The following is a 25,357-nucleotide window of genomic DNA, read 5'->3' on the forward strand; positions in this document are numbered from 1 at the left end:
ACGCGCCGCGCCAGTACCCCTACTCTACGTCTGGTCCGCGATATTCGACACAGTTCTGTGAGGCTGACATGCCCGGCGACGCACCTGCCACCGACCGTCCCGCACCCGTAGGAGTGGACCCGACCCGGGCGAGCATCGCCCGAGTGTACGACGCTTTCCTTGGTGGCAAGGACAACTACGCGATCGACCGAGAGACACTGGCCAGGGTCGCCAGCGTCGCCCCGGAGGCGAAAGACCTCGCCGTGGAGAACCGGAACTTCCTGATCAGGGCCTGCCGCTTCCTCGCGAGCCAGACCGACATCACCCAGTTCCTCGACTGCGGCTCCGGGCTGCCGACCGCGGAGAACACCCACCACGTGGTGCAGCGCGCCAACCCCGACATCCGCGTCGTCTACGTCGACAACGACCCGGTCGTCCTCGCACACGGGCGCGCGTTGTTGGAGGAGAACGAGAACACGCACTTCGTCGCGGCGGACATCTTCGAACCGCAGGCCATCCTCCAGAACGAGACCGTGCGCAAGTACATCGACTTCACCAAGCCGGTGGCGCTGCTGCAGATGGGCACGCTGCACCACTTCAACGGCCCGCGCGAGCGCCCCGCGGCGATCATGCGGGAGTACATCGAAGCGCTGCCATCGGGTTCCTATGTCGGGATCAGCCACTTCTCCGATCCCGAGGACGAGCTGAGCGCCCTCGCGCGCAAGATGGAAGACGTGTTCCTGCACAGCCCGATGGGCTCCGGGACCTTCCGGACCAAGGGCGAGATCGAGGAGCTGTTCGGCGACCTCGAAATGATCGAGCCCGGCGTCAAGCTGTGCGCCGAGTGGTGGCCGGACGGCCCGCAGATCAAGGAGCTGAACTCCGCGCAGCGCACCATTTCCGGCGGTATCGGCCGTAAGCGCTGACCTCGCTTTCACGGACCTCTCGGGGCCACCCTTATGGCGTTCACCGCCACGGGAGTGGCCCTGAGGGGTCTCTGGGGTTGTTTGTGGACTCGCGTGTCAGACCCGGACGATCGGCAGCCAGTGCGAGAGGTCGGCGCGGGTGCCCGACGCGGTGACGCGGCCCGCTTCGACGGCGTCCGTCCACTGTAGACGTCCGGTGGCGAGCTCGAGCCAGGTCCGCGGATCGGTCTCGACGACGTTGGCCGGCGTGCCGCGGGTGTGCCGGGGACCTTCGACGCACTGGACCGCGGCGAACGGCGGGACCCGGACCTCGACACTGCGGCCCGGCGCGTCCGAGGCCAGCGTCCGCAGGCTCAGCCGGACAGCGGCCGCCAGCTCCGGGCGGGCGGGCTCGGGGCCCTCTCCGCCCAACCAGGCCGAAACGGCCACCACGGCGGCTCGTAACTCACCGGGGTCGACCGAACGCGAAGAGGCCATGGGTGAACAGTAGAGTGACACCGTTGTACTTCGCAGGTACAGGGCTGAATCAGCCGGGACGTTGGGACGAATATGGCGCAGCGGGACGAGGCAGACCGGTTGGATCCCACACCCCCACCCGCGGGGAAGTCGGGAAAGCCGAAAATCACCGAAGAGATGCGTGCCAATGCGAGGGCGAACCCCAACAGCTGGCTTTACGTCATCGATGAGGCCTTCGACCCGAATGGCCCAGTGCCGTCGTGGGCGGTCGTCGGCGCGTACCCGGTGAGCTCGGCCGGTCAGGTTGTTGAGGACTTTCACCCGAACGATCGATATCGCCCGTCGCCGAAGGCGCTCGGTTTCCCGGACCCGGCCACCGACCTGGAGCGCCTGCTGCAGCTCGTCCGCACCAACCACCGCCCGGCCGAAGACCTGCCGCGGGTCATCCTCGACTCGACCCTGTTCGTCTACGCGATGTCGCCGGTTCAGCGCACGGTCATCGGGTTCCACGACGCCGAGGGCCGGGTGCTCGTGCCCGCGTACACGGCAAAGTCGCTGGTACCGAAGGAATGGCCGCATGCCCGCGCGGTGCTCGGCCGGGACATGGTCGACCTGCTGGCCGGCCATCCGGTCGCCATCAACCCGCACGACGTGGTGACGGCCGTGGTCCCCGCCGAACATCTGCTGAAGGCGCTCGCCGAAGAACAGCGGTAGACCGCCCACGGCCCATTCGACACGCCCACACGCCAGCCGAGTTCACTCCACAGAGTGACCGCCGATTGGCAAAGATGGCTCTATCGAGGCATCGTGACGCCCGGGAGAAGCGGAGAACCGCGACACTGCGAGCCGTAAGGCAGATCGGGAGTCACTGTGAGCCGTGTGGACTGTGCGCACCCGATACCTTCCGCTCACCGCGCGATGCCGGTGGTCATCCCACCGGCGTTCACCGCTCCTGAGCCACGACCACCCCGAGCCCCGCGCCGGATCCACCCGGCGGCGCGGCTCGGGGTCGCGGCGGCGGCGGCCGCGGCACTCGCGCTGGCAATGCTCCCCGGTTCAGCGGGGCCGCAGGCATACGCCTACGCCGACGCGAGCTACGCGGGCGCCGCGGACCACACCGCCGGTTCGCAGATCGCCAAGCACGAGGGCGTCCACGGTTCGCCGACCGACCTTCGCTCGGTGCCGATCGGCCAGATCCTCGGCCACGACGTCAGCGGGCACCAGGTCGGCATCGACTGGCCCGGCGCGGCCCGCACCGGCGCCCGGTTCGTCTATATCAAGGCGACCGAGGGGACCGGGTTCGTCAACCCGCAGTTCGGCCAGCAGTACAACGGCTCCTACACCGCGGGGCTGATCCGCGGCGCGTACCACTTCGCGCGGCCGGACGTCTCCGACGGCGCGTCCCAGGCGAACTACTTCATCGCGCACGGCGGCGGCTGGTCCGCGGACGGCAAGACGTTGCCCGGCGCACTGGACGCGGAGTACAACCCGTACGGCCAGACGTGTTACGGACTGAGCCCGGACGCGATGACGGCGTGGATCAAGGACTTCTCCGGCACCTACCAGGCCAAGACCGGCCGCGCGCCGGCGATCTACACCTCGACCAGCTGGTGGAAGCTGTGCACCGGCAACAGCCCGGCGTTCGGCGCGACCAACCCGCTGTGGGTCGCGCGCTACAACACCGCGGTCGGCGAGCTGCCGGCAGGCTGGACGACCCAGAGCATCTGGCAGTTCGCCGACAAGGGCACGCTCCCCGGCGACCAGAACTACTTCAACGGCGCGAGCGATCGGCTGATCAAACTCGCCCTCGGGTGAACCGGCCTGGGCTCACGTGGTGAATAAATAACATCATATGATCAACTTCAACGAGAAAGTCACCCACTCGTCACCCTTCCTTCACGGAATTTAGTGACAAACACCACTCGATCGATGACAATCAATCGCCAGGACGCCTACCTGCAAATAGGCGTTCTTTCCGCGAGGGTGTCTGTGAAGGGAATCCGTGATGTTCGCTGCCCGGAAAAGCTGGCTGCGCGCGTTCAGCGCCACCAGTGCCGTCATAACCGTCTCGGCTGGGGTACTCCTGCTCAGCACTTCAGCCCCGGCGTCCGCTACTCCTGAAATCCCCGCTTCCGCTTCCGCCTATGCCGTACCCCAGACCACCGACCTCCCCACCATCGCCGCCGACACGGCCCTGCACAACCACTCGATGGGCTCCCAGATCGTCCGCGTCGAGGGCGACCACTCCACTCCGGCGACCGACGCCGCGGCCCTGCTCCCGCAGGGCTTCGGACCCGGCGGCGCCGCGATACTGGCCACCGTGTCCGGGATGGACGTCGCCAGTTACCAGGGCAACGTCGACTGGGCGTCCTGGTGGGGCCAGGGCAAACGGTTCGTCTGGACCAAAGCGACCGAGGGCACGACGTACACGAACCCGTATTTCGCCCAGCAGTACAACGGCTCGTACAACGTCGGCATGATCCGCGGGGCCTACCACTTCGCCACGCCGAACACGTCGAGCGGCGCCGACCAGGCGAACTACTTCGTCAACCACGGCGGCGGTTGGTCGGGTGACGGCAAGACGCTGCCCGGCGCGCTGGACATGGAATACAACCCTTACGGCGCAACCTGCTACGGGTTGAGCCAGTCCTCGATGGGCGCGTGGGTCCGCGCCTTCCACGACACCTACTACAGCCGGACCGGGCGCTGGCCCGTCATCTACACCTCGCAGAGCTGGTGGAACCAATGCGTCGGCTCGACGCAGAACTTCAGCAGCACGGTGCCGCTCTGGACAGCGCGGTACGCCTCGTCGGCGGGTGCCCTGCCGATCAACTGGGGTTACTACACGGTCTGGCAGTACACCTCCAGCCCGCTGGACCTGGACGTGTTCAACGGCGCGACGGACCGGCTCCAGGCGCTCGCCAACGGCTGAATCCGGCCGCGAAGGGTTGCTTCACCCGGCTTCCGCCCGACACCATCGTCGGGCGGGAGCCGCTTTCGCCGTGGTCGCCGATGCCGAGCAGAATGCGGCTGGCCTGCGGAGGCGACGGAACCGAGTCGGCTGCCGGCGCGTCCGAACACGCGGAATCACCGGAAGGCGAAGCCGAGATGACCTATCCACCACAGCCGGGACATCCCGACCCGAACCAGCCGGGCGGGTATCCGCAGTCGGGCGGGCCGCCGCAGCAGGGTTATCCCCAGGGTGGCCAGCAGTACCCGCCGACCGGCGGCTACCAGCAGCCGCAGTATCCGCCGCAGGGCGGCTACCAGGCGCAACCCGGTTACCCGCCGCCCGGACAGGGCTTCGGGGGTCCGCCGGCTCCGCCGCAGAAGAGCAAAACCGGGCTGCTGATCGGCATCGCCATCGGCGTGGTGGTCGTCGTCGCGCTGGTGATCACCGGATTCGTCGCGCCCGGCTTCTTCCTGAGCAAGTCGAGCGACAAAGCCGCGACCGGCTCGACGAATTCGCCTGCCCCCGGAGCGCCTTCTGCTCCGTCGTCGGGCCTTCCCAGCGCTGGCGGCACGACCGGTGACGTCGATCCGGCGGCCAAGTCTGCGATCGACAAGTTCATCGCGGCGCTGAACAGCAAGGACGTCGACAGCGCGTTCGCCATGGTCTGCCAGTCGACGCTCGTGGAGAAGTCCGACATCACCCAGGCCGTCTCGGGCAGCAACACCTACACGGCGTCGTCCTACACCGGCGCCTCCGCGTCGTCCGGTGTCGTGGCCGTCGTGCTGCAGGGCAGCGACAACACGACCGGAGAGATGACCGTCCAGAAACCCGTCAACGGTGGCGACTACTGCGTTTCGACGCTGTTCGTCGCGGCGGGCGGCTGATGCCGTAGCGGGCGGCGGTAACGATTACCGCGGCTCGGCGATGATCCGACTCGGCAGGTAAGAACGAGTCGGGGGAGCTTCACGCGATGCCGCAACCAGCACAAACAGGTCTTATCCGGTCATCAGTGCACAACTCGATGTCCGGAAAGGACCTCACATGACCAACCCGGAACTGCCGACTCCGCCCCCGCCCGGTCCACCGCCGGCGCCGGGCGCCTACCAGCCTGACCACCAGGGCCCGATGCAGGGCATGAAGAACTTCCGCTGGCTCCGGATCGGGGTGGCACTCGCCATCATCGTCCTGTTCTTCACCGGGTTCGCGCACCCCGGCTTCCTCGTCGGCCAGACCGGGGACAACACGGCTTCGGACCTCGGTTCGTATCCCGTTCTCGATCCGGGCCTGGATCCCGCCTTCGACCCCGCCAACCTGGATCCGTCGAGCTACCTGCACGGCGCCGACATGATCAGTCCGGTCGAGAAAGCCGAGATCGACAAGTTCATCGCGAACCTCAATCTCGCCGACGTCAAGGACGCGGCCGCGATGTTGTGCTCGCCGGCGAGCGCGAGTACAGCCGACCTCCAGAAGACCACCGCGAGCAACAAGCTGACGGTCGACAACTACTCGAGCGCCGGCGAGGTCCTCATCGAGGGCACTTCCACGCACGATGACTACCAGAGCGTCAACGCGCAGCTGCGAGTAAGCCCGGCCCCCAGCGGCTACTGCATCTCGGCAGTGCTCATCACCAGCTGACGCCCGACAGCGGCGAGAATCCACCCATGACCGATCCGCAGATCCGGCAGACCGTCGAGGATTCGATCTACCTCGCGCCGTGGGGGGCTGGGCGGCAAGTTGTCGACGGGTTGCTGGCCGGAGTTTCCCTGCGAACGTAAGACGAACAGGATCACGCAAGACTATATTCGCCGAGTGATCCCCTGGAAATCGCCGCTGCTCGGCACTTTCTTGCTGTCGCTCCTGCTGCTGGTCGGTGTCACCGCGTGGCTGCTCACCGACCCCGCGACCAGCCGGAGTGACGCCCTCAAGACCGGGGGCCTCGCCGGTGGCGCGGTCGTCGCGCTGTACGCGTTGTGGCTGAACGACCGGCGACGGCGAGTCGAGGAGAGGCGTCAGGAAGTCGAACGACAGCGGCAGGAGCTGGAAAGCCGCCGGACCGACCAGGACCGCGACCGAGTCTCCGACGAGCGGTTCGCGAAGGCCGTCGAATTGCTCGGGCACAACGCGGACCAGGTGCGGGTGGGCGCGCTGCATGCGTTGGCGGGGCTCGCCAAGAGCCGCGAGTCGTATCGGCAGACCGTGTTGGACATCCTCTGTTCATATTTACGGCGGCCGTTCGGACATCCACGCCTGTCCGACGAGTCCGAAGCCGGGGCGGAGAACGAGTTGCAGGTTCGGAACACCGCGAAGCGCTGCATCCGCAGTCTGCTCTCGCCTGCCTCCGACGTCGACGCGCCCGCGTACAACCTGGACCTGACCGGGGCCGTGCTGGACTACTTCCATCTGGCGGAGGTCAAGGTCGGCGAGCTGGTCATGCGGCATGTCACGTTGTTCAGCAGCACGAGTTTCCGGGACTGCGAGTTCACCGGCCCAGTCTGGTTCACCGGCACGGCCGGCCAACCGGGCGAGCTCGGCGGGCGGTTCCACTGCCAGGGCGTGACTTTCCACGACCGAGCCTGGTTCAGCGGTACCGAGTTCCCCGCTCAGACCAACTTCGAAGGGACGACCTTCAGCGGCGAGACGACGTTCAAGGACGCTGTGTTCAGCTCCGACGCGGTGTTCAAGGACACGACGTTCGCGCATTCACTCGAACTCCGGCGGACCCGGTTCGAAGGCGCCGTCGACCTGCGCTTCGCCACCCCGCCACCAAGCCTCGACCTGTACAACACCTTTGTCGACGAGACCAAGGACCTGCACCTCCCGCCCGGCTGGTCGACCGAGACCCTGCCCGACGGCCAGACCCGGCTGGTGCAGCTCTAGGACCAGTTACCTCAATCGAACAGGGCGGGGAGGGTGGCTTCCCAAGGCTCGCGGAGCTCGTCCAGGGTGAAAGTCGTGAGGTCCTGGATCTCGAGGGCGCCGGACTCCGGGTCGACCACGCCGGTCTTGCGCCACGGCAGGCCGCGGGCCGTGCACATCTCGGTGAACCGCAGTTCCTCGGTGCGCGGAACGGCGACGAGCACGCGGCCGGCGGACTCGGAGAACAGCTGGACGAACGGGTCCTGCTCGGCGTCGAGGAACACCCGCGCACCGCACTGTCCAATGAGGACTGTCTCGACCAGGGTCTGGGCGAGGCCGCCGTCGGACAGGTCGTGCGCGGCGGAGATCATGCCGTCACGCGAGCCGGCGATGAGGATGTCGGCGAGTAGCTTCTCGCGCGTGAGGTCGACCTTCGGCGGGAGGCCGCCGAGGTGACCGTGCTCGATCTGCGCCCACGCGGAACCGTCGAGCTCGTCGTGCGTTTCGCCCAGCAGCAGCAGAGTTTCCCCGGCTTCCGCGCCGACGCCGGTGGGGATGCGGCGCTTGACGTCGTCGATCACGCCGAGCACGGCGACCACCGGAGTCGGCTGGATCGCGGTGTCACCGGTCTGGTTGAAGAAGCTCACGTTGCCACCGGTCACCGGGATGCCCAGCTCGACGCAGCCGTCGGCGATGCCGTGCACGGCCCGCTCGAACTGCCACATCACGCCGGGGTCGGTCGGCGCGCCGAAGTTCAGGCAGTCGCTGACCGCGACCGGGGTCGCGCCGCTGGTGGCGACGTTGCGGTACGCCTCGGCGAGCGCCGCCTGCGCCCCCGCGTACGGGTCGAGAAAGACGAACTTGCTGTTGCAGTCGGTCGACACGGCGACGCCGCGGCCGGTCGACTCGTCGATCCGGACGACGCCGGAGTTCGACGGCTGCGAGAGCACGGTGTTGCCGCGGACGTACCGGTCGTACTGCTGCGTGACCCACTCCTTCGACGCCTGGTTCGGCGAAGCGATCAGCTTGAGGATCGCGGCCCGCAGTTCGTCCGGACTGGACGGGCGGGCGAGCGAGTCCGAGGTGTCGGCCTGCAGCGCGTCCTGTGTGGACGGACGTACGATGGGCCGGTCGTACACCGGGCCCTGGTGCGCGACCGTGCGCGGCGGCACGTCGACGACGGTCTCGCCGTGCCAGGTGATGACCAGGTTCGGCTCTTCGGTGACCTCGCCGATCTCGGTGGCGATGACGTCCCACTTGGCGCAGACGGCCATGAACGCTTCGACGTCGGCCGGCGCGACGACCGCGCACATCCGCTCCTGCGACTCGCTGGAGAGCACCTCGGCCGGGCTCATTCCCTGCGCCCGCAACGGAACACGCTCGAGCTCGACGCGCATGCCGCCCTCACCGGACGCGGCCAGCTCGGACGTCGCGCAGGCCAGCCCGGCGCCGCCGAGGTCCTGGATGCCGGCGACGAGGTCCTGCGCGAACAGATCGAGGCAGCACTCGATGAGCACCTTCTCGGTGAACGGGTCGCCGACCTGCACACTGGGCAGCTTGCGGCGGCCGCTCTCCGACTCGTCACCGGAGAACGTGTCGCTGGCGAGGACCGAGACGCCGCCGATGCCGTCGAGGCCGGTGCGGGCGCCGAACAGGATGATCTTGTTGCCGGTGCCCGTGGCGAACGCGAGGTGGAGGTCCTCGACCCGCATCGCGCCAATGCACAGCGCGTTGACCAGCGGGTTACCCGCGTAGCTCGCGTCGAACACCAGCTCCCCGCCGATGTTCGGCAAGCCGAGGCAGTTGCCGTAACCGGCGACTCCGGCGACGACACCGGGCAGCACGCGGCGGGTGTCCGGCGCGTCGGCCGGGCCGAAACGCAGGGCGTCGGCGACCGCGATCGGGCGCGCGCCCATCGCCATGATGTCGCGGACGATGCCGCCGACCCCGGTCGCGGCGCCCTGGTACGGCTCCACATAGGACGGATGGTTGTGACTCTCGACCTTGAACGTGACTGCCCAGCCGTCACCGATGTCGACCACGCCGGCGTTCTCGCCGATGCCGGCCAGCATCTTCGACTTCATCTCCGGCGTCGCAGTCTCGCTGAAGTAGCCCAGGTGCTTCTTGGACGACTTGTAGGAGCAGTGCTCGCTCCACATGATCGAGTACATCGCCAGCTCGGCGTCGGTGGGACGGCGCCCGAGGATCTCGCGGATCCGGGCGTACTCGTCCTCCGCCAGGCCCAGCTCGAGATAGGGCTGGGCGAGCTCGGGGGTGTCCCCGGCCCGCGCGGTGGTATCGACAGAGTCAACGGGACTGTCAGCAACGGTGTCAGAGTTCGCCACGCCTAGAGCGTACTTGGAGGTCAGCGGCCCACCGCGACCCGGCTGACGCTCGGCGCGCGGGAGAAAATCGGTCGCGGTGAAGTAAGCGGACACCTACCGTCGGTAGATGTGCCCTCAACCACAGACTCCGCGCCACAGCTGCGTCTCCCGGATCGCCTGACCCCGACGGGATACCTGCTGGCGGTGCTGCGCGCCCGCCCGTGGCTCGCGGTGGCCGCGACGGTGACCGGCACGCTGTACACGGCACCGGGGGCGCTGCTGCCGGTGATCGTCGGCCAGGGCATCGAAGCGATCAGCGCGAAGAGCTGGCCGGAGGTCTGGCGCTGGACGCTGGCTGCCGCGCTGCTCGGCGTCGCGCAGGCCGTGTTCGGCACCACACTGCACTTCGCCGGCTATGGCATGTGGCTTCATGGCGCCGGGACAACACAACGGGCCGTCGGCGCGCATGCCGCGAGACTGGGTGCGACGCTGCGCGAGAAGACGACGACGGGCAACGTCGTCGCGATCGCGTCCTCCGACGTCAACTACCTCGGCAACGTGTTCGAGGTCGTCGGCCGCACGATCGGTTCGGCGATCGTGTTCGTGGTGGTCGGCGTTGCCTTGCTGTCGTCGTCCCCGCTGCTCGGCGCGGTCGCGCTGATCGGCGTCCCGCTGTCGGTCCTGGGCATCGGGCCGCTGCTCAAACCGCTGCGGACTCGCAAGGCGTCGCAGCGCGAGGACCTCAGCGAGGTCAACGCGCTGAGTGCGGACATCGTGTCCGGCCTGCGGATCCTGCGCGGTGTCGGCGGCGAACGGCAGTTCCTCGGGCGGTTCCGCGGCGCCAGCCAGCGGGTCCGGCTCGCCGGGATCGAGGTCGGACGCAGCGAAGCCTGGCTGTCCGCGGCCGAAGTCGCGTTGCCCGGGCTGGTGACGATCGCGATCACCTGGCTCGGTGCCCGGCTGGCCGTCGACGGGACGATCAGCGTCGGTCAACTCGTCGGTTTCTACGGCGTCTCGGCGTTCCTCGTGTACCCGGTTACGACCATCACCGACGCGGCGAGCTCGGTCGCGTCCGGGCTGGTTTCGGCGCGGAAGGTGTGCGGGCTGCTGTCGCTGACCCGGACGCTGCCCGACCCGGCATCGCCGGTCGCGCTGCCGGCCGGGGCGTTGGGGCTGTACGACTCCGAGACTTCGATCATTATCGAGGCGGGCAAGCTGACCGTGATCGACGCCGGCACCGCGGCCGAGCACCTCGCCGACCGGTTGACCAGGTTCGCCGAAGCCGCCGACGGCGAGCAAGTGCTCATCGGCGGGATTCCGGCGGACAACGTCGCGCTGGCCGAACTTCGACGCCGTGTCGTCTACTCCCACAACCAGGACATCTGGTTCTCCGGGATCCTGCGCGAGCAGGTGGCGCCGGTCGAGAGCAGCGGTGTCGGGCTCTCGGCGGCGCTGTACGCCGCGGACGCGGACGACATCGTCGAGGGCCTGCCCGACGGCGTCGAAGAGGTGATCGGCGAACGCGGACGCGAGGTTTCCGGTGGTCAGCGCCAACGACTGAGCCTCGCGCGGGCGCTGTCGATCGACGCCGACGTGCTGGTGCTCGACGAGCCGACCTCGGCCGTCGACGCCCACACCGAGGCGCGGATCACCGAGCGCGTCGCGAAGTTGCGGCAGGGCAGGACGACAGTCGTGTTCAGCCAGAGTCCATTGTGGACACATGTGGCCGACGAAGTACTGAATTTGAAGGTTCCGGCATGAGAAGACTGCCCTTGGCGTCCGCGAAGGACGTGCGCGCGTGGATCGTGGCGACCGCGCGCACGAACCGGCGCGAGTTCGGCCTGATGATCGGGCTGTACTGCCTCGCCACCGTGATCGGACTGGTCGGCCCGCAGCTGCTGGGCCGGCTGGTCGACTCGGTGCTGCGCGGAACCACCACGACACAGGTGGACGTTCTCGCCGGGGCGTTTCTGGTGGTCCTGCTCGTCCAGGCGGCGTTCAAGAAGGCGGCGAGGTTCCGGGCGCGCGTGTTCGGCGAGCGGGTGCTCGCGCACAACCGCGAGCAGTTCGTGGCGAGCGCGTTGACGCTGCCGCTCGGCACGATCGAGGCGGCCGGCACGGGTGACCTGCTCAGCCGGTCCACCACCGACATCGGCCGGATCGACCACGCGGTGCGCAACGCGGCGCCGGAGATCCTGGTCGCGGCGGTGTCGGTGGTGTTCACCGTGGCCGCGATGCTCGTGACGTCGCCGCTGCTCACGGCGGGGCTGCTGGTTGCCGTGCCGCCGCTGGTGATCGCGAACACGTGGTACCAGCGGCGGATCGGCCCGGCGATGCAGTGGATGCTGAACCGCTGGGGCGACGTCCAGTCGGACCTGCACGAGTCGGTCGAGGGCGCCCGGACTGCCGAGGCGCTAGGCCGAATCGAGCGGCGTGTGTCGTCCGGGCGGGCGGCGCTGGGCGGGGCGATGGACGCTGAGCGGCGGATGCGGCGGATGCAGATGTGGTGGCTGCCGTGGCTCGAGATCAGCTACATCCTGCCGATCGCGGTCATCCTGGTGCTCAGCTCGGTCGCGTACGGCAAGGGCTGGGTCGGGCTCGGCACGATCACCACGGTGCTGCTTTACGTCCAGGCGATGACGGCGCCGCTGAACGACGCGTTGTTCTGGCTCGAGGACCTGCAGGTTTCGCTGGCGTCGCTGCGCCGGGTGCTGGGCGTGCAGCCGTCACCCTTGGTGACCAACCGCGAGGTGCCGCGCGGGCGGGACATCGAGGTCGACGACGTGCGGTTCGGGTACACCGAAGGACGCGAGGTGCTGCACGGCATCGACCTGCGGGTTCCGCGCGGACAGCGGCTCGCCGTCGTCGGGCCGTCCGGCGCGGGGAAGTCGACGCTGGGGCGGCTGCTGGCCGGGATCGCGGCGCCGACGTCCGGTTCGGTGCGGATCGGCGGCACGGAGGTGTCGTCGCTGGCGGACGATATCCTGCGTGGCGAGGTCCTGCTGCTCACGCAGGAGCACCACGTGTTCTCCGGGACACTGCGCGAGAACCTGACTCTCCCGGTGCGTCGTGACGGCCAGGCGTGGAGCGACGACGAGCTGCTTCGCGCGCTGGACACCGTCGGCGCGTCGGCGTGGGTGGGTCGGCTGTCGGACGGGCTCGACACGCGGCTCGGCACCGGGGCGCAGGCTGTCCCGGCGGCGATGGCGCAGCAGCTCGCGCTGGCCAGGGTCGTCCTGGCCGACCCGCACACGCTGGTGCTCGACGAGGCGACGTCGTTGCTGGACACGGGGTCGGCGCGGGAGCTGGAGCGGTCGCTGAACGGGGTGCTCGAAGGGCGGACGGTGATCGCGATCGCGCACCGGCTGCACACCGCGGCCGCCGCCGACCGCGTCGCCGTCGTCGAGGGCGGGCGGATCACCGAGCTCGGCAGCCACGCCGAACTCCTCGCCGCCGACGGCCCCTACGCCGCTCTCGTCCGCGCCGCCTCCTGAGGAGTACACGCAACTCGCCGTCGAGTTGCGGTAGTTGCGGACACTAAGCATCGCAACTCGACGGCGAGTTGCGGGGGTCAGGCGCTGGCGACGAGGGCGTCGACGGCGGAATAGAAGATGCCGAGGCCGTCGTCGGAAGGGCCGGTGAGGGCGTCGATGGCGTGCTCCGGGTGCGGCATCAGGCCGACGACGCGGCCGTTGGCGCTGCGGATGCCGGCGATGTCGTTGCGTGAGCCGTTCGGGTTGCCGCCGACATAGCGGAACACGACCCGGCCCTCGCCCTCGAGCGCGTCCAACGTGGCCTGCTCGGCGACGAAACAGCCGTCGATGTTCTTCATCGGGACCAGGATCTCGGCGTCACGCTCGTACCGGCTGGTCCACGCGGTCTCGTTGTTCTCGACACGCAGCCACTGGTCGCGGCACAGGAAGTGCAGCCCGGCGTTGCGGATCATTGCGCCGGGCAGGAGGCCCGCTTCGCAGAGGATCTGAAACCCGTTGCAGATGCCGAGCACCGGCATGCCCTTGTGCGCGGCCTCGATGACCGACTCCATCACCGGCGCGAACCGGGCGATGACGCCGGCGCGTAGGTAGTCGCCGTAGGAGAAGCCGCCGGGGACGACGACGGCGTCGACGCCGTGCAGGTCCGCGTCCTTGTGCCACAGGGGCACGGCTTCGGCGTCGGCGTACGTCACCGCGCGCGCCGCGTCACCGTCGTCGAGCGTGCCGGGGAAGGTGACGACCCCGATCCGGGCACTCATTCGGCGATCCGGCGGACGGTCCACTGCTCGATGACCGGGTTGGCGAGGAAGCCTTCCGCGATCTTCGCCAGCGTCTCGTCATCGACGGAGTCGTCGACTTCCAGCTCGAAGTGCTTGCCCTGGCGGACCTCGGTGACGCCGGTGAAGCCGAGGCGCGGCAGCGCGCCGACCACCGCCTGTCCCTGCGGGTCGAGGATCTCGGGCTTCGGCATGACGTCTACAACGACTCGAGCCACGGCAGGCTGCTCCCTTGTTTACGCAGGTCGTGGGTACCGCCCGAGCCTACTTCACGAACTCGGCGGCCCCCGCGCCCGGTTCGGGTGTCGCCGCCCGCGCCGATCTGGAGGATGCTGGCGTGGTCGGCCTTCCGCCGGGGGCTGAAATGCGTCATGATCTGGTATTGACGCATCGCCAACAACTGGAGGCACCGTGGCCGATCAGGAAGTTTTCGACTACGTGATCGTCGGAGCCGGAAGCGCGGGCTGCGTCCTGGCGAACCGCCTGAGCGCGGATCCGGCGGCGCGGGTGCTGCTGCTGGAGGCCGGCGGCGAGGACGACGCCGACGCCATCCACATCCCCGCCGCGTTCGCCACCCTGTTCAAGACGAAGTACGACTGGAACTACGAGACCGTCGAGCAGAAGCACACCGGCAAGAAGGAGTACTGGCCGCGCGGGAAGATGCTCGGCGGCTGCTCCTCGATCAACGCGATGATCTACATCCGCGGCAACCGCCTCGACTACGACGGCTGGCGCGACTCCCACGGCGCCGAGGGCTGGGGCTTCGACGACGTCCTCCCGTACTTCAAGCGCGCCGAGGCGAACCAGCGGCTCGGCGGACCGCTGCACGGCACCGACGGCCCGCTGCACGTCGAGGACCGGCGTTTCACCCACGAACTGTCGAGCGCCTGGGTGGACTCGGCGGTCAACTGGGGGCTCAAGCGCACCGACGACTTCAACGGCGAGTCGCAGGAAGGCGCCGGGCTCTACCAGGTGACCTGCAAGAAGGGCGCTCGCTGGTCGACGGCCGACGCGTACCTGCGGCCGGCGCTGTCCCGCCCGAACCTCACCGTGCGCACGAACGCGCAGGCCACCCGCGTCGTGCTGGAAGGCAACCGCGCGGTCGGGGTGTCGTACCTGCAGAACGGCGTCGAGCAGACGGCGCGCGCCGAGTCCGAGGTGCTGCTGAGCGGCGGCGCGATCAACTCGCCGCAGCTGCTGTTGCTGTCCGGTATCGGGCCCGCGGAACACCTGCGCGAGCAGGGCATCGACGTAGCCGTGGCGCTGCCCGGCGTCGGTGAGAACCTCCACGACCACCCGGCTTCGGGGATCGTCTGGTCCACCCGCGGCACGACCGACGTCGCCGACGCCGCCACCCCCGCCGGGCTGGTCCGGTACCAGCTGACCAAACGCGGGCCGCTGGCGTCCAACATCGGCGAGGCCGGCGCGTTCTACTCCACTGTGGACGGACTAGCCGCGCCGAACATGCAGGTCCATGTCGCGCCGACGCTGTTCTACGACAACGGTTTCCGCGAGCCGACAGTGAAGGGCTTCACATCCGCGGCCACCCTGGTCGACGTCGCGAGCCGAGGCAGGCTGCGACTGAAGTCGTCGAACCCGTTGTGGAAGCCGGAAATCGACCCGTCGTACTACGCGGAACCCGCCGACTTCGACGCGATGATGTCCGGGCTGCGGTCACTGATCGAGATCGGCCGCTCCGGCGCGCTCGCGAAGTTCCTGGACAAGCCGTTCCTGCCGGCGACGCACGACCTCGACGACCACGCGTTGGCCGAGCACATCCGTCAGAACACGCAGACGCTGTACCACCCGGTCGGGACGTGTGCGATGGGCACGGGCGAGCAGGCCGTCGTCGACCCGTCGTTGAAGGTGCGCGGAGTCGACGGGCTGCGCGTCGTCGACGCGTCGGTGATGCCCGTCGTCCCCCGCGGCAACACCAACGCGCCGACGATCATGGTCGCGGAGAAGGCAGCCGACCTGATCCGGGGCGGCTAGCGCTTGCCGTGCATGACGGTGATCAGCTTCGCGACGAGGGCGTCTGTCTTTTCCTTACGAGCGAAGGTGGTCAGCGCGATCGGTGCGGTGAAACGCTGACGCGCGATGGCCTTGGGGCGCGCGAACTCGCGGAGGCCTTCGGGTCCGTGGATGCGCCCGAAGCCGGAGTCGCCGACGCCGCCGAAGGGCAGCGATGCGATTCCCGCGAACGAGAGCGGCGCGTTGATCGACGTCATGCCGGTGTTCAAGCGGCTGGCGAGTTCCATGCCGCGGGCCTTGGAGAACACCGTCGAGCCGAGGCCGTACTTCGTGTTGTTGGCCTTCTCGACGGCTTCGTCCATGTCGCGCACCTTGGCGATAGTGACCGTCGGGCCGAACGTTTCCTCCTGCACCGCCTCGGAATCCTCCGGGACGTCGACCAGCACGGTCGGCTGGGCGTACCGGTCGCCGACGGCGTCGACCCCGCCGACGAGCGCCTTGCCGCCGCGCTCGATGGCGTCGGCGATGTGCCGCCTGATCACCGCGAGCTGCGAAGGCATGGTCACCGGGCCGTACTTCGCGCCGGCGTCGGAGCCCGCGCGGACACCCTCGGTCTTCGCGATGACCTTGGCGACGAACTCGTCGTGCACCTTCTCGTGGACGTACACGCGCTCGACGCCGATGCAGGTCTGGCCGGAGTTCGAGAACGCGCCCCAGACCGTCGCGTCGGCGGCGGCGTCCAGGTCGGCGTCGGAGTCGACGAGCACCGGGTCCTTGCCGCCAGCCTCGATGATCACCGGGGTCAGCGTGTCCGCGGCGGCGGCCATGATCTTCTTGCCGGTCGCGGTGGAGCCGGTGAACGCGATCTTGTTGACGCCGGACTTGGTCAGCGCCGCGCCCGTCTCGCCGAACCCGGTGATGAGCTGCAGGACCGGGGCCTCCGGCACGGCGTCGGCGAACGCGTCGACCAGCCATTTCCCGACGCCGGGGGTGTACTCGCTCGGCTTGAACACGACGGCGTTGCCGGCGGCGAGCGCGTACGCGATGGACCCGAGCGGTGTGAAGACCGGGTAGTTCCACGGCCCGATCACGCCGACGACGCCCAGTGGCTGGTACTCGACCGTCGCGGCCTGGTTCGACATCAGCAACCCGGCGGACCGCTTCTGCCTGCCGAGGATCTTGCGCGCGTGCTTCCCGGCCCACGCGATGTGCTCGATGGCGAGGACGGACTCCAGCTGCGCGTCGGCGATCGGCTTGCCGGTCTCGTCCCGCACGACCTGGCAGAGCTGGGCCAGCCGCCGGGTGATGACGCCTTTCCACTTGCGCAGCCGCTCGGCGCGGCCGTCGAAACCGAGCGAGGCCCACCACCGCGCGGCCTCGCGGGCGCGCTCGACGGCGGCCTGCACGTCGGCGTCGGTGTGGACCGGATAGGTACCCACGACCTCATCGGTCGCCGGACTGAGCGAGTCGAAGGTGTCGCCCACACTGGCGGCGGTGTGCTTCGGCTGGACGGCGGTCATCGGCGTCTCCCGTGGTGTCGGCTACGGACCAGGTTACGAGGTTGCTGACAGTCTGCCAATAGCCTCGTCCTGCCAATAGCCTCGTCGACCCTGCTACCAGCATTACACAGGCGGAGGCCACCCTCGGCGTAAAATGTGCGCGAGGTACAACCACGAGGAGAACCCCGATGCGAATCGTCCACTTCGGACATTCATGTGTGCTGCTCGAAACGGACAGCGCGCGGATCCTGATCGACCCAGGCACGTTCTCGACCGGCTTCGAGGGCGAACGCGAGCTGGACGCGATCCTGGTGACGCACCAGCACTTCGACCACCTCGACGTCGACAAGCTGCCCGCGCTCGTCGCCGCGAACCCGAACGCCGCGCTCATCACCGACCCGGGATCGGTCGAAGCCGTCGAGAAGGTGGGCCTGACCTCGCGAGTCGCCCAACCGGGGGATGCGTTCACCTTCGGTGACACCGCTGTCAACGCCGTCGGCGGTCAGCACGCGATCATCCACGCCGACATCCCGCAGATCAGCAACGTCGGGTTCGTCTTCGACCACGGCGCGTTCTACCACCCGGGCGACTCGCTGTTCGTGCCTGAGCAGAAGGTCGACGTCCTGGGCCTGCCCAGCGGTGCGCCGTGGCTCAAGCTGGGCGAGGCCGTGGACTTCATGCGCGAGGTCGCTCCGCGGCTCGCCGTGCCGATCCACGAGGCCGTGCTCTCGAACCCCGCGATGGCCTACGGCCTGTTCACCGCCCTCGCGCCGGAGAACACCGAGCTCAAGGTCCTCGACCGCGGCGAGCCCGTCAAGCTCTAGTCGCGGGCACGTCCCCAGCGTCGCATTTTTGGCCCTAGAGGTGGGCGGGTTGGGTGCGGATGGCGCCGTACGTGGTGCCGAAGGCGAGGTTTTCGAGGGAGACGTCGACGGCGTCGAGCAGTGCTTGCCGGAGGCCAGGTCGCAGGAGGTCAGCGGCGTCGGCGCCCAGCCGGACGAGGCCACCACGGCGGGCCGTGCGTGCGGCGGCGAGCACCAAAGTGAAACAGCGCAGGGTTTCCGTGCGCTGACGCTGGCTCGCGAACTCTTGGACGCGGGCGCGGTGGACCTCGCCGGTGCGCAGGTTCCGGATCGCGCTGAGGTCCGCACACAGCGAGAAGCCGTGCTCACGCAACGCGTCGAGCGTGCCCTGCGAGGCAAGCCAGCGCGGCGGCGCGAACCCGTCCGGACGCAGACCCGCCGAGTCCATCGCGGCCGTGGCCGCGATCAGCCGAAGCCGTGCTTCGTGGGCGGGCAGCGACGCGAACTCGGCCTTCTTGCCGAGGCTGACCGCGCGATGGGTCGGGGTGACCTGGTGGTCGTAACCGTGCAGCAGCACGGAATCCCCGCCCGCGGCACGGCCTCGGACCCACTCCGTCACGGCACTTTCGCCGGTACGCGAGGTGTACAGCAGTGACAGCGGGACCTTGCGACGGTCAAGCTCGGCCGCGAGGTCGGCGCAGCGGTGAAGGTTCCGGGTGGTGATGCCTGACAGCGAAACAAGCAGCTTTGCATCCACGCTGCCTATTAGGCACCACGTGGATGACAAGCACCCGTCGCCCAGGTTACCGCTGGTCAGCGATGTGGCGACAACTACGCGCGCGCCTGGTCAGCCGGGCCAATCCGCGAGCGAGCGGCCGCTGATGCGCTCGTACGCCTCGACGTATTTCGCGCGCGTCGCGGCGACGACGTCTTCGGGCAGCGGAGGCGGCTGTGTGTTCGAGGCCCTGTCCCAGCCTGAAGCCGAGCTCGTGAGCCAGTCACGCACGTACTGCTTGTCGAACGAGGGCTGCACACGGCCGGCTTCGTAACCGTCGGCGGGCCAGTAGCGCGAGGAATCCGGCGTCATGACCTCGTCGCCGAGCACCAGCCGGCCGTCGTGGTCGATGCCGAACTCGAACTTGGTGTCGGCCAGCAGAATGCCCTGCTTGGCCGCGTATTCGGCGCCGCGTGTGTAGATGTCCAGCGTCGCCGCGCGGACCTGCTCGGCACGCTCGGGGCCGATCTTCGCGACGACGTCGTCGAAGCCGATGTTCTCGTCGTGGTCGCCGAGGTCCGCCTTGCTGGCCGGGGTGAAAATCGGCTCCGGGAACTTCGACGCCTCGACCAGGCCCGGCGGCAGCGCGATGCCGCAAACCTCGCCCGTGCGCTTGTAGTCGGACATGCCCGAGCCCGTGAGGTAACCGCGTGCCACGGCCTCGACCGGCAGCATGCCGAGCCGACGGACCAGCAACGCGCGGCCGCGGACGTCGGCGGGGATGCGCGGGTCGTCGTAGGCGACGAGGTGGTTCGGCATGACGTCGGCGAGCAGCTCGAACCAGAACACGCTCATCGCGGTGAGCACGCGGCCCTTGTCCGGGATCGGCGTGTCGAGGATGAAGTCGTACGCGGACAACCGGTCCGATGTCACGAGCAGCAGGTGGTCCTCATCGACCGCGTAGAGCTCCCGGACTTTACCGGTGGCGATCTTCGGATAATCGGCGAGCGTGGTCACGCTCAGCACCCTAACCCGGCGGGGCAGAATGGCTCACCATGGTCTACGACTGGATCTCCTTCACCACCGACTACGGGCTGTCCGACGGCTTCACGGCCGCCTGTCGCGGGGTCATCGCGGGTATCGCACCTGACGTCGGGGTGATGGACGTCACCCACGATGTGCCGCCGCAGCGGATCCGGCAGGCCGCGTCCGTGCTGGCGGACACGCTGCCGTTCCTGCCCAAGTGCGTCCACCTGGCCGTCGTCGACCCGGGTGTCGGCTCGCGGCGGCGCGGGGTCGTGGTGGTCGCCTTGCGCGGGCTGCTGGTCGGTCCGGACAACGGCCTGCTGCTGCCGGCCGCGGAAGCCCTCGGCGGAGTACAAGCGGCATACGAACTCACCGAACCCGCATACCAGCTGCCCCACGTGTCGGCGACCTTCCACGGCCGCGACATCTTCGCCCCGGCCGCCGCGCACCTGGCGCTCGGGGTGGCGCCGGAGGCGTTCGGCAAGCCGGTGTCCGACCTTGTCGAGCTGCCGACGCCGCTGCACGTCATCTCCACGCGGCCGAAGGGGCTCATCGTCGGTGTGCTCGCCACCGACCACTACGGCAACATCCAGCTCGCGGCCACCATGGACGATCTGCGCGAGGCCGGGCTCGGCAAGCTCGTCGAGATCCATGGTTACGACCCCGAACCGACGGTGACGGCGATCGTCGGCCGGACGTTCTCCGATGTCGGCCCCGGCAGGCCCATCCTCTACGAGGACTCGTCCGGGCACCTTGCGATCGCGGTGAACTACGGCTCGGCGGTGGAGATGTTCGGCGCCGAGACTGACGAGTTCACCATCACGGCGTCCTCGAAGCGCTGGTAGTCCGTCAGGTCGACGCCAGCGCTTGCGTCGGCGTCAGGCGGGCGGCCCGGATCGACGGGTGCAGACCGGCGAGGACGCCGACCACGAGTGCCCCGACGAACCCGCCCGCGACGGCGAGCGGCGGGATGACCGGCGGCCAGCCCTGGTAGACGGCGTAGCCGAGCGTCGCGAGCACCCCGATCACAGTCCCGGCCAAGCCGCCGAGCCCGGACAGGGCAACGGCTTCGGTGAGGAACTGCCCTCGAATCTGGCCCCGGGTGGCGCCGAGTGCGCGTCGCAGGCCGATCTCGCGCCGGCGTTCGAGGACGGAAATGAACATCGTGTTCGCCACCCCGACCCCGCCGACGAGCAAGGCCACCCCGGCCAATCCTAGGAACAGTGCCGAGAAATTGCTTTGACTGGCCCGTTTCGCCGCGAGCGCGTCCGACGGACGGCTGACCTGGACCAAGCCGGGCAGCTGCGGATACAGCGTCGCCGGAAGGACAGCGCGGACGTCCTCAATAGACTCTTCGCGAGCTTTGACATAGACGACGGTCGGATGACCGTCGAAGGCGAGGAACTGCTTGGCCGCGTCCCAGCCGACCAGCACCGCGCGCTCGACGTCCGGCGCGAGCGGCATCGGGTCGAGGATGCCGATGACGCTGAACCACTTCGTTCCGATGTAGACCAACGGCGGTTGTCGGCCGGGCACAAGGGTATTGATCCCGAGGCGGGTCGCGGCGACGTAGCCGAGGACGACCGTCGGGAACTTGTCCGTGGACGCGTCGAGGAACTTTCCCGTGTGGACCTTGCCGTTGATCGAGTCCAGCAAGCTGTCGCTGCTGGCGAGCACAGTCAGACCGGAACCGTCGTTGGGGTCGGTGTGGTCGGAACGCCGGACGAGCGTGTGCGTGTTGGCCACGACCGCGGCGCTGGTCACCGGGCCGATCCGCTGGACGCTGCCGAGCGAACTCTCCGGCAGCAGTACCGGCGGGTTCTGGTCCGGCGTCGGCTGCGCCTGGAGCATGTTCGTACCCAGCGCGGAAAGCTGGTTCAGCAGCGACGCCTGGCTCGACGCCGGGATGCCGGTCACGATGACCAGCGTCGCGATGCCGATCGAGATTCCCAGTGCCGACAACGCCGCGCGGAACTTGCGAGTGCTGATTCCCAGCAACCCCAACCGGAGCACGTCGGACAACGCGAGCCGGACGGGCTTGGTGCTGCGGACGGGCGGTTTGGACATCATCGCGGTCATGAGACGGTGAGCTTGACCCAACAATGTCAGGGGCTTGTCAGGAGGCGGTAATCCTCCGATGTTGCGTGACGTGCGAGGACCTCTCGGAGCCACACCTGTGGCGTTCAACGCAACTGCGAGGGTCGCCATCAGGGTGGCCCCGAGGGGTCTCTACAGGACCTGCGAGAGGAAGTGCTGCAGGCGGGGGCTCTGCGGGGAGTCGAAGAGGGCGTCCGGCGAGCCGGATTCGACGATCTTCCCCCGGTCCATGAACGCGACCTCGTCGGCCACGCCACGGGCGAAGCCCATCTCGTGCGTCACCACGATCAGCGTGAGCCCGCGCTTGGCAAGCCCCGCCATCAGGTCGAGCACGCCCTTGACCAGCTCCGGGTCCAACGCACTCGTCGCCTCGTCGAACAGCATGACCTCGGGGTCCATCGCCAGCGCGCGGGCGATGGCGACGCGCTGCTGCTGCCCGCCGGACAACGCGGACGGCCGGTACGGCGCCTTGTCCGCGAGGCCGACGTCGGCCAGCCGGGCCTGGGCGACCTCGACCGCCTGCTCCTTGCTGATCCCCTTCACACTGCGCAGCGGCAGGGTGATGTTGTCCAGCACGGACCGGTGCCCGAACAGGTTGAAGTGCTGGAACACCATCCCGACGCGCTGCCGCAGCTTGTCCGGGTCGGCCTTGATGAAGCTCTCGCCGTCGAGCAGCAGGTCACCGGAATCGGGCTCCTGCAAGCGGTTCACGCACCGCAACAGTGTCGACTTGCCGGAGCCCGACGGCCCGATCACACAGGTCGTCCGTCCTTTCTCGACCTTCAGGTCCACGCCGCGCAGCACCTCGAGGGTGCCGAACGAGACGTGGATGTCGCGCAGTTCGACGCTGGAGGACCGCACCGCGTTCACCGTGGTCATACCGAACCTCCGTAGGGCGACATACTGGCGACATCGAGCGTCGCGTCCGGTTCAGGCTCGACCTTCCGCCCGGTCCGCAGCCGCTTGTCGATGTAGTTCACCAAGTGGGTCAGCGGGATGGTGATGATCAGGTAGAACACCCCAGCCGCGACCAGCGCCGACTGGTTGCCGGTGGTCGACGCCGCGTCCTGCCCGATCCGGAACAGCTCACGCTGATCCACCAGCAGGCCGAGGAAGAACACCAGGCTGGAGTCCTTGACCAGCGCGATCACCTGGTTCACGAGTGCCGGCAGCACACGCCGCACACCCTGCGGGATGACCACCAGCAGCATCGACCTGCTGTAGCTCATCCCCAGCGCACGAGCCGCTTCCAACTGCCCCTTTTCGATGCTCTGGATACCCGAGCGGAAAATCTCACCGATATAGGCGGCCGCGATCAGGCTCAGCGCGAGAATGGCCAGCGGATACGGGTTCGTGCCCACGATGGGCCGCGCGATCAGGCCGAGGCCCAGCCCGATCACCAGGATCGTCAGCACCGCGGGGAGTCCGCGGAAGATGTCCGTGTAGATCCGGGCGGGCCAGCGCAGAATGCGTTTCGTCGACAGGCCCATCACGGCCAGCACCATGCCGAGCACCGTCCCGATCAGCGCCGAGGAGACGGCCAGGATCAGCGTATTGACCAGACCGGTCTTGAGCAGATCCGGCAGCGCGGCCGTGATGTAGTCCCAATTCAGGAACGTGTTGATGAAATCGTTCATGCCCGCATCACTTCTTCGGGGGCAGGAATTCCGCGGGCTGGGGCGCGTTCGGGATGAACTGGTGGTGCAGCCGCTCCCAGGTCCCGTCCGCGATGTCCTTCTTGATCCCGTCGTTGATCTTGCCGATCAACGACGTGTTGCCCTTCTTGAAGGCGAATCCGTGCGGGGTGTCGGTCGCGAACGCCTCCGCGATCTTCAGGTGCGCGTCCGGGTTCGCCTTGACGTAGGCCTCGGCGGTGTCCTGGTCGAACACCGTCGCGTCGATCGCGTCGGTCTTCAAGGCACCGAGTGACGCCGAGTCGTTCGGGAACCGCACAAGCTGCGCCGTCGGCTCGTTGGCCGCCACCCAGGTCTCCGAAGCCGTGCCCTGGACGACGCCGACCCGCTTGCCCGCCAACCCACTCTTGCCGGTGATCGGCGAGGTCTGCTTCACCTGGATGGCGAGCGACTGGTAGTTGTAGGGAGCCGAGAAGTCGACGGTCTTCTTACGCTCGGCAGTCGCGGCGATCGCGCAGCTGGCGATGTCCGACTGCCCACCGGCGACCCGGCCCAGCAGTGCCGAGAAGTCCGTCGCGACGAATTCGAGCTTCAGGCCTTCCTTGTTCGCGATGTCCTTGAGAAGTTCGTTGTCGAACCCGGTGTAGACACCGTCCTTCACGAATGCGTTCGGCGGCGAGTCGCTGAGGGTCACGACCCGAATGGTCGAACCACTGTCCCCGCTGCCCCCACAGGCGGTGACCGCGAACATCAGCGCGACGGCAGCCGTCGCGAGCAGAGTCTTGTTCATCGAACTCCCTTGAATTCGGCCTGTGGAAACGGGACCTGAACGAACACGGAACGTTTCCCGCTGCGCCACACTAGCGTCTTGATCGTCAAGCGGCCGGGTTTTGGACGGGTAGGCCGGGGCCGCCCGGCGCAAGTTCCTTCGTCAGTGGCGCGGTCTTGAAGAATTGGGCGTGCAACCGCGCGACGGTCCCGTCGGCGACCGCCTTCGCGATCCCGTCGTTGAGCTTGGCCACCAGGTCCTTGTTGCCCTTGTGCACGGCGTAGGCGGACGGCGTCGCCTTGTCTTCGACGGTGTAGCCGACGCCGAAACCGGCGCCCGGGTTCTGGTCGATGTACTTCTGCCCAATGTCGCTCGGGACCACCCAGCCGTCGATGTTGCCGTTCTTCAGCTGCGCGAAGCCGGTGTTGTAGTCGGGGAAACGAACGACCTGGGAACCGGGGACCTTGGTGGCGAAATCGTCCTGGACGGTCGCCTGGACGACGCCGAGACGCTTGCCGTTGAACGCCGCGAGGTCTGTCTTGGCGCCAGTCTTGGTGACGATGGCGGTAAAGCTCGTGTCGTAGCCGTTCGAGAAGGCGACGGTCTTCTTCCGGGCTTCGGTGGTGGAGATCGACGAGCTGCCGACGTCGAACTGGCCGTTGGCGACCTTGCCGAGCAGGCCGGCGAAGTCCGTGCCGACGAACTGGACCTCGAAGCCTTCCTTCTTGGCGATGTCGCGCAGGAGCTCATTGTCGTAGCCGGTGAAGTTGCCGTTTTCGATATAGATCGACGGCGGCGCGTCGCTCAGGGTACCGACGCGCAGGGTGCCTGAGGAGGACTCGGAAGCCCCGGAGGAGCCGCAGCCGGCGAGCGTGAGGGTGGCCGCGCCCGCGGCGAGAACGGCGATGATTTTGGACAGCGTGGATCTCATCAGACTTCCCAGGGTTGGTTCCGGATCGATGTCCGACCTTATGGATCAACCCCGGCCAAGTAATCTCATCCCAAAGGATGAAACCTCCCCCGTGCCCTTGGTCACCCCAGGGGCACTTTTGTCCAAGAGCGCCCTCCTTGAGACTTCA

Annotated in this window: 24 protein-coding genes; 12 read left to right on the plus strand and 12 right to left on the minus strand. The window is 68.2% G+C overall.

All coding sequences use genetic code 11. The features are described from left to right. The first annotated feature begins 68 nt into the window (after window positions 1-68). Window positions 69-905: an SAM-dependent methyltransferase gene (locus JWQ81_RS11820; RefSeq protein WP_297540587.1), complete on the plus strand. Its 837-nt coding sequence runs from the start codon at window positions 69-71 to the stop codon at window positions 903-905. Window positions 906-1,001: 96 nt separating this feature from the next. Here JWQ81_RS11820 and JWQ81_RS11825 read toward each other — a convergent pair whose 3' ends face one another. Beyond that, window positions 1,002-1,382, minus strand: coding sequence for a sterol carrier family protein (locus JWQ81_RS11825; RefSeq protein WP_297540589.1), 381 nt, complete (start codon window positions 1,380-1,382; stop codon window positions 1,002-1,004). A 72-nt stretch (window positions 1,383-1,454) separates the two neighbouring features. On the opposite strand from JWQ81_RS11825, the gene JWQ81_RS11830 reads away from it, so the two are divergent. From JWQ81_RS11830 to JWQ81_RS11855, 6 genes are all read left to right on the plus strand, one after another. Further along, a complete protein-coding gene (locus JWQ81_RS11830; protein ID WP_297540591.1) occupies window positions 1,455-2,075 on the plus strand; it encodes a type VII secretion system-associated protein in 621 nt (206 codons plus the stop codon). Between the two features lie 330 nt (window positions 2,076-2,405). Then, entirely contained in the window at window positions 2,406-3,176 is a 771-nt protein-coding gene (locus tag JWQ81_RS11835; protein WP_297540916.1) for a lysozyme, read from the plus strand. Between the two features lie 190 nt (window positions 3,177-3,366). Then, window positions 3,367-4,293 (plus strand): lysozyme, encoded by a 927-nt coding sequence (locus tag JWQ81_RS11840; protein ID WP_297540593.1) that lies wholly within the window; start codon window positions 3,367-3,369, stop codon window positions 4,291-4,293. Window positions 4,294-4,469: 176 nt separating this feature from the next. Beyond that, a complete protein-coding gene (locus tag JWQ81_RS11845) occupies window positions 4,470-5,198 on the plus strand; it encodes a hypothetical protein (RefSeq protein ID WP_297540595.1) in 729 nt (242 codons plus the stop codon). Window positions 5,199-5,355: 157 nt separating this feature from the next. Then, entirely contained in the window at window positions 5,356-5,949 is a 594-nt protein-coding gene (locus JWQ81_RS11850; protein ID WP_297540597.1) for a hypothetical protein, read from the plus strand. 165 nt (window positions 5,950-6,114) lie between these two features. Next, on the plus strand, window positions 6,115-7,191 hold the full coding sequence (locus tag JWQ81_RS11855) for a pentapeptide repeat-containing protein (RefSeq protein ID WP_297540918.1): 1,077 nt from the start codon (window positions 6,115-6,117) through the stop codon (window positions 7,189-7,191). A gap of 11 nt (window positions 7,192-7,202) precedes the next feature. Here the strand turns inward: JWQ81_RS11855 and purL are convergent, their stop codons facing one another. Next, window positions 7,203-9,515, minus strand: coding sequence for a phosphoribosylformylglycinamidine synthase subunit PurL (purL, locus tag JWQ81_RS11860; protein ID WP_297540599.1), 2,313 nt, complete (start codon window positions 9,513-9,515; stop codon window positions 7,203-7,205). Window positions 9,516-9,623: 108 nt separating this feature from the next. On the opposite strand from purL, the gene JWQ81_RS11865 reads away from it, so the two are divergent. Together JWQ81_RS11865 and JWQ81_RS11870 are read left to right on the plus strand one after the other, a co-directional pair. Continuing rightward, window positions 9,624-11,255: an ABC transporter ATP-binding protein gene (locus JWQ81_RS11865; protein ID WP_297540601.1), complete on the plus strand. Its 1,632-nt coding sequence runs from the start codon at window positions 9,624-9,626 to the stop codon at window positions 11,253-11,255. Beyond that, window positions 11,252-12,988, plus strand: coding sequence for an ABC transporter ATP-binding protein (locus JWQ81_RS11870; RefSeq protein WP_297540603.1), 1,737 nt, complete (start codon window positions 11,252-11,254; stop codon window positions 12,986-12,988). Before JWQ81_RS11865 ends, JWQ81_RS11870 begins: the two co-directional genes overlap by 4 nt. A 77-nt stretch (window positions 12,989-13,065) precedes the next feature. On the opposite strand, the gene purQ is transcribed toward JWQ81_RS11870, so the two are convergent. After that, window positions 13,066-13,746, minus strand: coding sequence for a phosphoribosylformylglycinamidine synthase subunit PurQ (purQ, locus tag JWQ81_RS11875; RefSeq protein ID WP_297540605.1), 681 nt, complete (start codon window positions 13,744-13,746; stop codon window positions 13,066-13,068). Next, the gene (gene purS / locus JWQ81_RS11880) at window positions 13,743-13,982 is read right to left on the minus strand and encodes a phosphoribosylformylglycinamidine synthase subunit PurS (protein WP_297540607.1); all 240 of its coding nucleotides are present in this window, start codon (window positions 13,980-13,982) and stop codon (window positions 13,743-13,745) included. Before purS ends, purQ begins: the two co-directional genes overlap by 4 nt. Window positions 13,983-14,175: 193 nt before the next feature. On the opposite strand from purS, the gene JWQ81_RS11885 reads away from it, so the two are divergent. After that, entirely contained in the window at window positions 14,176-15,756 is a 1,581-nt protein-coding gene (locus JWQ81_RS11885) for a GMC family oxidoreductase N-terminal domain-containing protein (protein WP_297540609.1), read from the plus strand. Here the strand turns inward: JWQ81_RS11885 and JWQ81_RS11890 are convergent. Beyond that, a complete protein-coding gene (locus tag JWQ81_RS11890) occupies window positions 15,753-17,255 on the minus strand; it encodes an aldehyde dehydrogenase family protein (protein ID WP_297540611.1) in 1,503 nt (500 codons plus the stop codon). The genes JWQ81_RS11885 and JWQ81_RS11890 overlap by 4 nt on opposite strands. A 167-nt stretch (window positions 17,256-17,422) precedes the next feature. Between JWQ81_RS11890 and JWQ81_RS11895 the strand changes: the two genes are divergently transcribed. Next, entirely contained in the window at window positions 17,423-18,058 is a 636-nt protein-coding gene (locus JWQ81_RS11895) for an MBL fold metallo-hydrolase (RefSeq protein ID WP_297540613.1), read from the plus strand. 34 nt (window positions 18,059-18,092) lie between these two features. Here JWQ81_RS11895 and JWQ81_RS11900 read toward each other — a convergent pair whose 3' ends face one another. After that, on the minus strand, window positions 18,093-18,794 hold the full coding sequence (locus JWQ81_RS11900; RefSeq protein WP_297540615.1) for a DUF2334 domain-containing protein: 702 nt from the start codon (window positions 18,792-18,794) through the stop codon (window positions 18,093-18,095). A 90-nt stretch (window positions 18,795-18,884) separates the two neighbouring features. After that, a complete protein-coding gene (locus tag JWQ81_RS11905) occupies window positions 18,885-19,769 on the minus strand; it encodes a phosphoribosylaminoimidazolesuccinocarboxamide synthase (RefSeq protein WP_297540617.1) in 885 nt (294 codons plus the stop codon). Between the two features lie 38 nt (window positions 19,770-19,807). Here JWQ81_RS11905 and JWQ81_RS11910 point away from each other — a divergent pair, with 38 nt between their 5' ends. Further along, a complete protein-coding gene (locus JWQ81_RS11910; RefSeq protein ID WP_297540618.1) occupies window positions 19,808-20,623 on the plus strand; it encodes an SAM-dependent chlorinase/fluorinase in 816 nt (271 codons plus the stop codon). 4 nt (window positions 20,624-20,627) lie between these two features. Here the strand turns inward: JWQ81_RS11910 and JWQ81_RS11915 are convergent, their stop codons facing one another. The 5 genes from JWQ81_RS11915 to JWQ81_RS11935 form a co-directional block, all read right to left on the minus strand. Further along, a complete protein-coding gene (locus JWQ81_RS11915) occupies window positions 20,628-21,845 on the minus strand; it encodes an ABC transporter permease (RefSeq protein ID WP_297540920.1) in 1,218 nt (405 codons plus the stop codon). A gap of 162 nt (window positions 21,846-22,007) precedes the next feature. Then, the gene (locus JWQ81_RS11920) at window positions 22,008-22,754 is read right to left on the minus strand and encodes an amino acid ABC transporter ATP-binding protein (RefSeq protein ID WP_297540620.1); all 747 of its coding nucleotides are present in this window, start codon (window positions 22,752-22,754) and stop codon (window positions 22,008-22,010) included. Further along, window positions 22,751-23,512 (minus strand): amino acid ABC transporter permease, encoded by a 762-nt coding sequence (locus JWQ81_RS11925; protein WP_297540622.1) that lies wholly within the window; start codon window positions 23,510-23,512, stop codon window positions 22,751-22,753. Before JWQ81_RS11925 ends, JWQ81_RS11920 begins: the two co-directional genes overlap by 4 nt. Before the next feature lie 7 nt (window positions 23,513-23,519). After that, window positions 23,520-24,299, minus strand: a complete 780-nt coding sequence (locus JWQ81_RS11930) for an ABC transporter substrate-binding protein (protein ID WP_297540625.1) — start codon at window positions 24,297-24,299, stop codon at window positions 23,520-23,522. Between the two features lie 85 nt (window positions 24,300-24,384). Next, window positions 24,385-25,209: an ABC transporter substrate-binding protein gene (locus JWQ81_RS11935; protein ID WP_297540627.1), complete on the minus strand. Its 825-nt coding sequence runs from the start codon at window positions 25,207-25,209 to the stop codon at window positions 24,385-24,387. Window positions 25,210-25,357: the final 148 nt, after the last annotated feature.

This window comes from Amycolatopsis sp. (genome assembly GCF_025464955.1).
GTDB lineage: Bacteria > Actinomycetota > Actinomycetes > Mycobacteriales > Pseudonocardiaceae > Amycolatopsis.

What these genes read in the sequence shown, in the direction of transcription:
- JWQ81_RS11820 (WP_297540587.1), top strand. Translation starts at nt 69, where the DNA reads ATGCCCGGCGACGCACCTGCCACCGACCGTCCCGCACCCGTAGGAGTG.
- JWQ81_RS11825 (WP_297540589.1), bottom strand. Translation starts at nt 1,382, where the DNA reads ATGGCCTCTTCGCGTTCGGTCGACCCCGGTGAGTTACGAGCCGCCGTG.
- JWQ81_RS11830 (WP_297540591.1), top strand. Translation starts at nt 1,455, where the DNA reads ATGGCGCAGCGGGACGAGGCAGACCGGTTGGATCCCACACCCCCACCC.
- JWQ81_RS11835 (WP_297540916.1), top strand. Translation starts at nt 2,406, where the DNA reads ATGCTCCCCGGTTCAGCGGGGCCGCAGGCATACGCCTACGCCGACGCG.
- JWQ81_RS11840 (WP_297540593.1), top strand. Translation starts at nt 3,367, where the DNA reads ATGTTCGCTGCCCGGAAAAGCTGGCTGCGCGCGTTCAGCGCCACCAGT.
- JWQ81_RS11845 (WP_297540595.1), top strand. Translation starts at nt 4,470, where the DNA reads ATGACCTATCCACCACAGCCGGGACATCCCGACCCGAACCAGCCGGGC.
- JWQ81_RS11850 (WP_297540597.1), top strand. Translation starts at nt 5,356, where the DNA reads ATGACCAACCCGGAACTGCCGACTCCGCCCCCGCCCGGTCCACCGCCG.
- JWQ81_RS11870 (WP_297540603.1), top strand. Translation starts at nt 11,252, where the DNA reads ATGAGAAGACTGCCCTTGGCGTCCGCGAAGGACGTGCGCGCGTGGATC.
- purQ (WP_297540605.1), bottom strand. Translation starts at nt 13,746, where the DNA reads ATGAGTGCCCGGATCGGGGTCGTCACCTTCCCCGGCACGCTCGACGAC.
- JWQ81_RS11890 (WP_297540611.1), bottom strand. Translation starts at nt 17,255, where the DNA reads ATGACCGCCGTCCAGCCGAAGCACACCGCCGCCAGTGTGGGCGACACC.
- JWQ81_RS11895 (WP_297540613.1), top strand. Translation starts at nt 17,423, where the DNA reads ATGCGAATCGTCCACTTCGGACATTCATGTGTGCTGCTCGAAACGGAC.
- JWQ81_RS11910 (WP_297540618.1), top strand. Translation starts at nt 19,808, where the DNA reads ATGGTCTACGACTGGATCTCCTTCACCACCGACTACGGGCTGTCCGAC.
- JWQ81_RS11915 (WP_297540920.1), bottom strand. Translation starts at nt 21,845, where the DNA reads ATGTCCAAACCGCCCGTCCGCAGCACCAAGCCCGTCCGGCTCGCGTTG.
- JWQ81_RS11920 (WP_297540620.1), bottom strand. Translation starts at nt 22,754, where the DNA reads ATGACCACGGTGAACGCGGTGCGGTCCTCCAGCGTCGAACTGCGCGAC.
- JWQ81_RS11925 (WP_297540622.1), bottom strand. Translation starts at nt 23,512, where the DNA reads ATGAACGATTTCATCAACACGTTCCTGAATTGGGACTACATCACGGCC.
- JWQ81_RS11930 (WP_297540625.1), bottom strand. Translation starts at nt 24,299, where the DNA reads ATGAACAAGACTCTGCTCGCGACGGCTGCCGTCGCGCTGATGTTCGCG.
- JWQ81_RS11935 (WP_297540627.1), bottom strand. Translation starts at nt 25,209, where the DNA reads ATGAGATCCACGCTGTCCAAAATCATCGCCGTTCTCGCCGCGGGCGCG.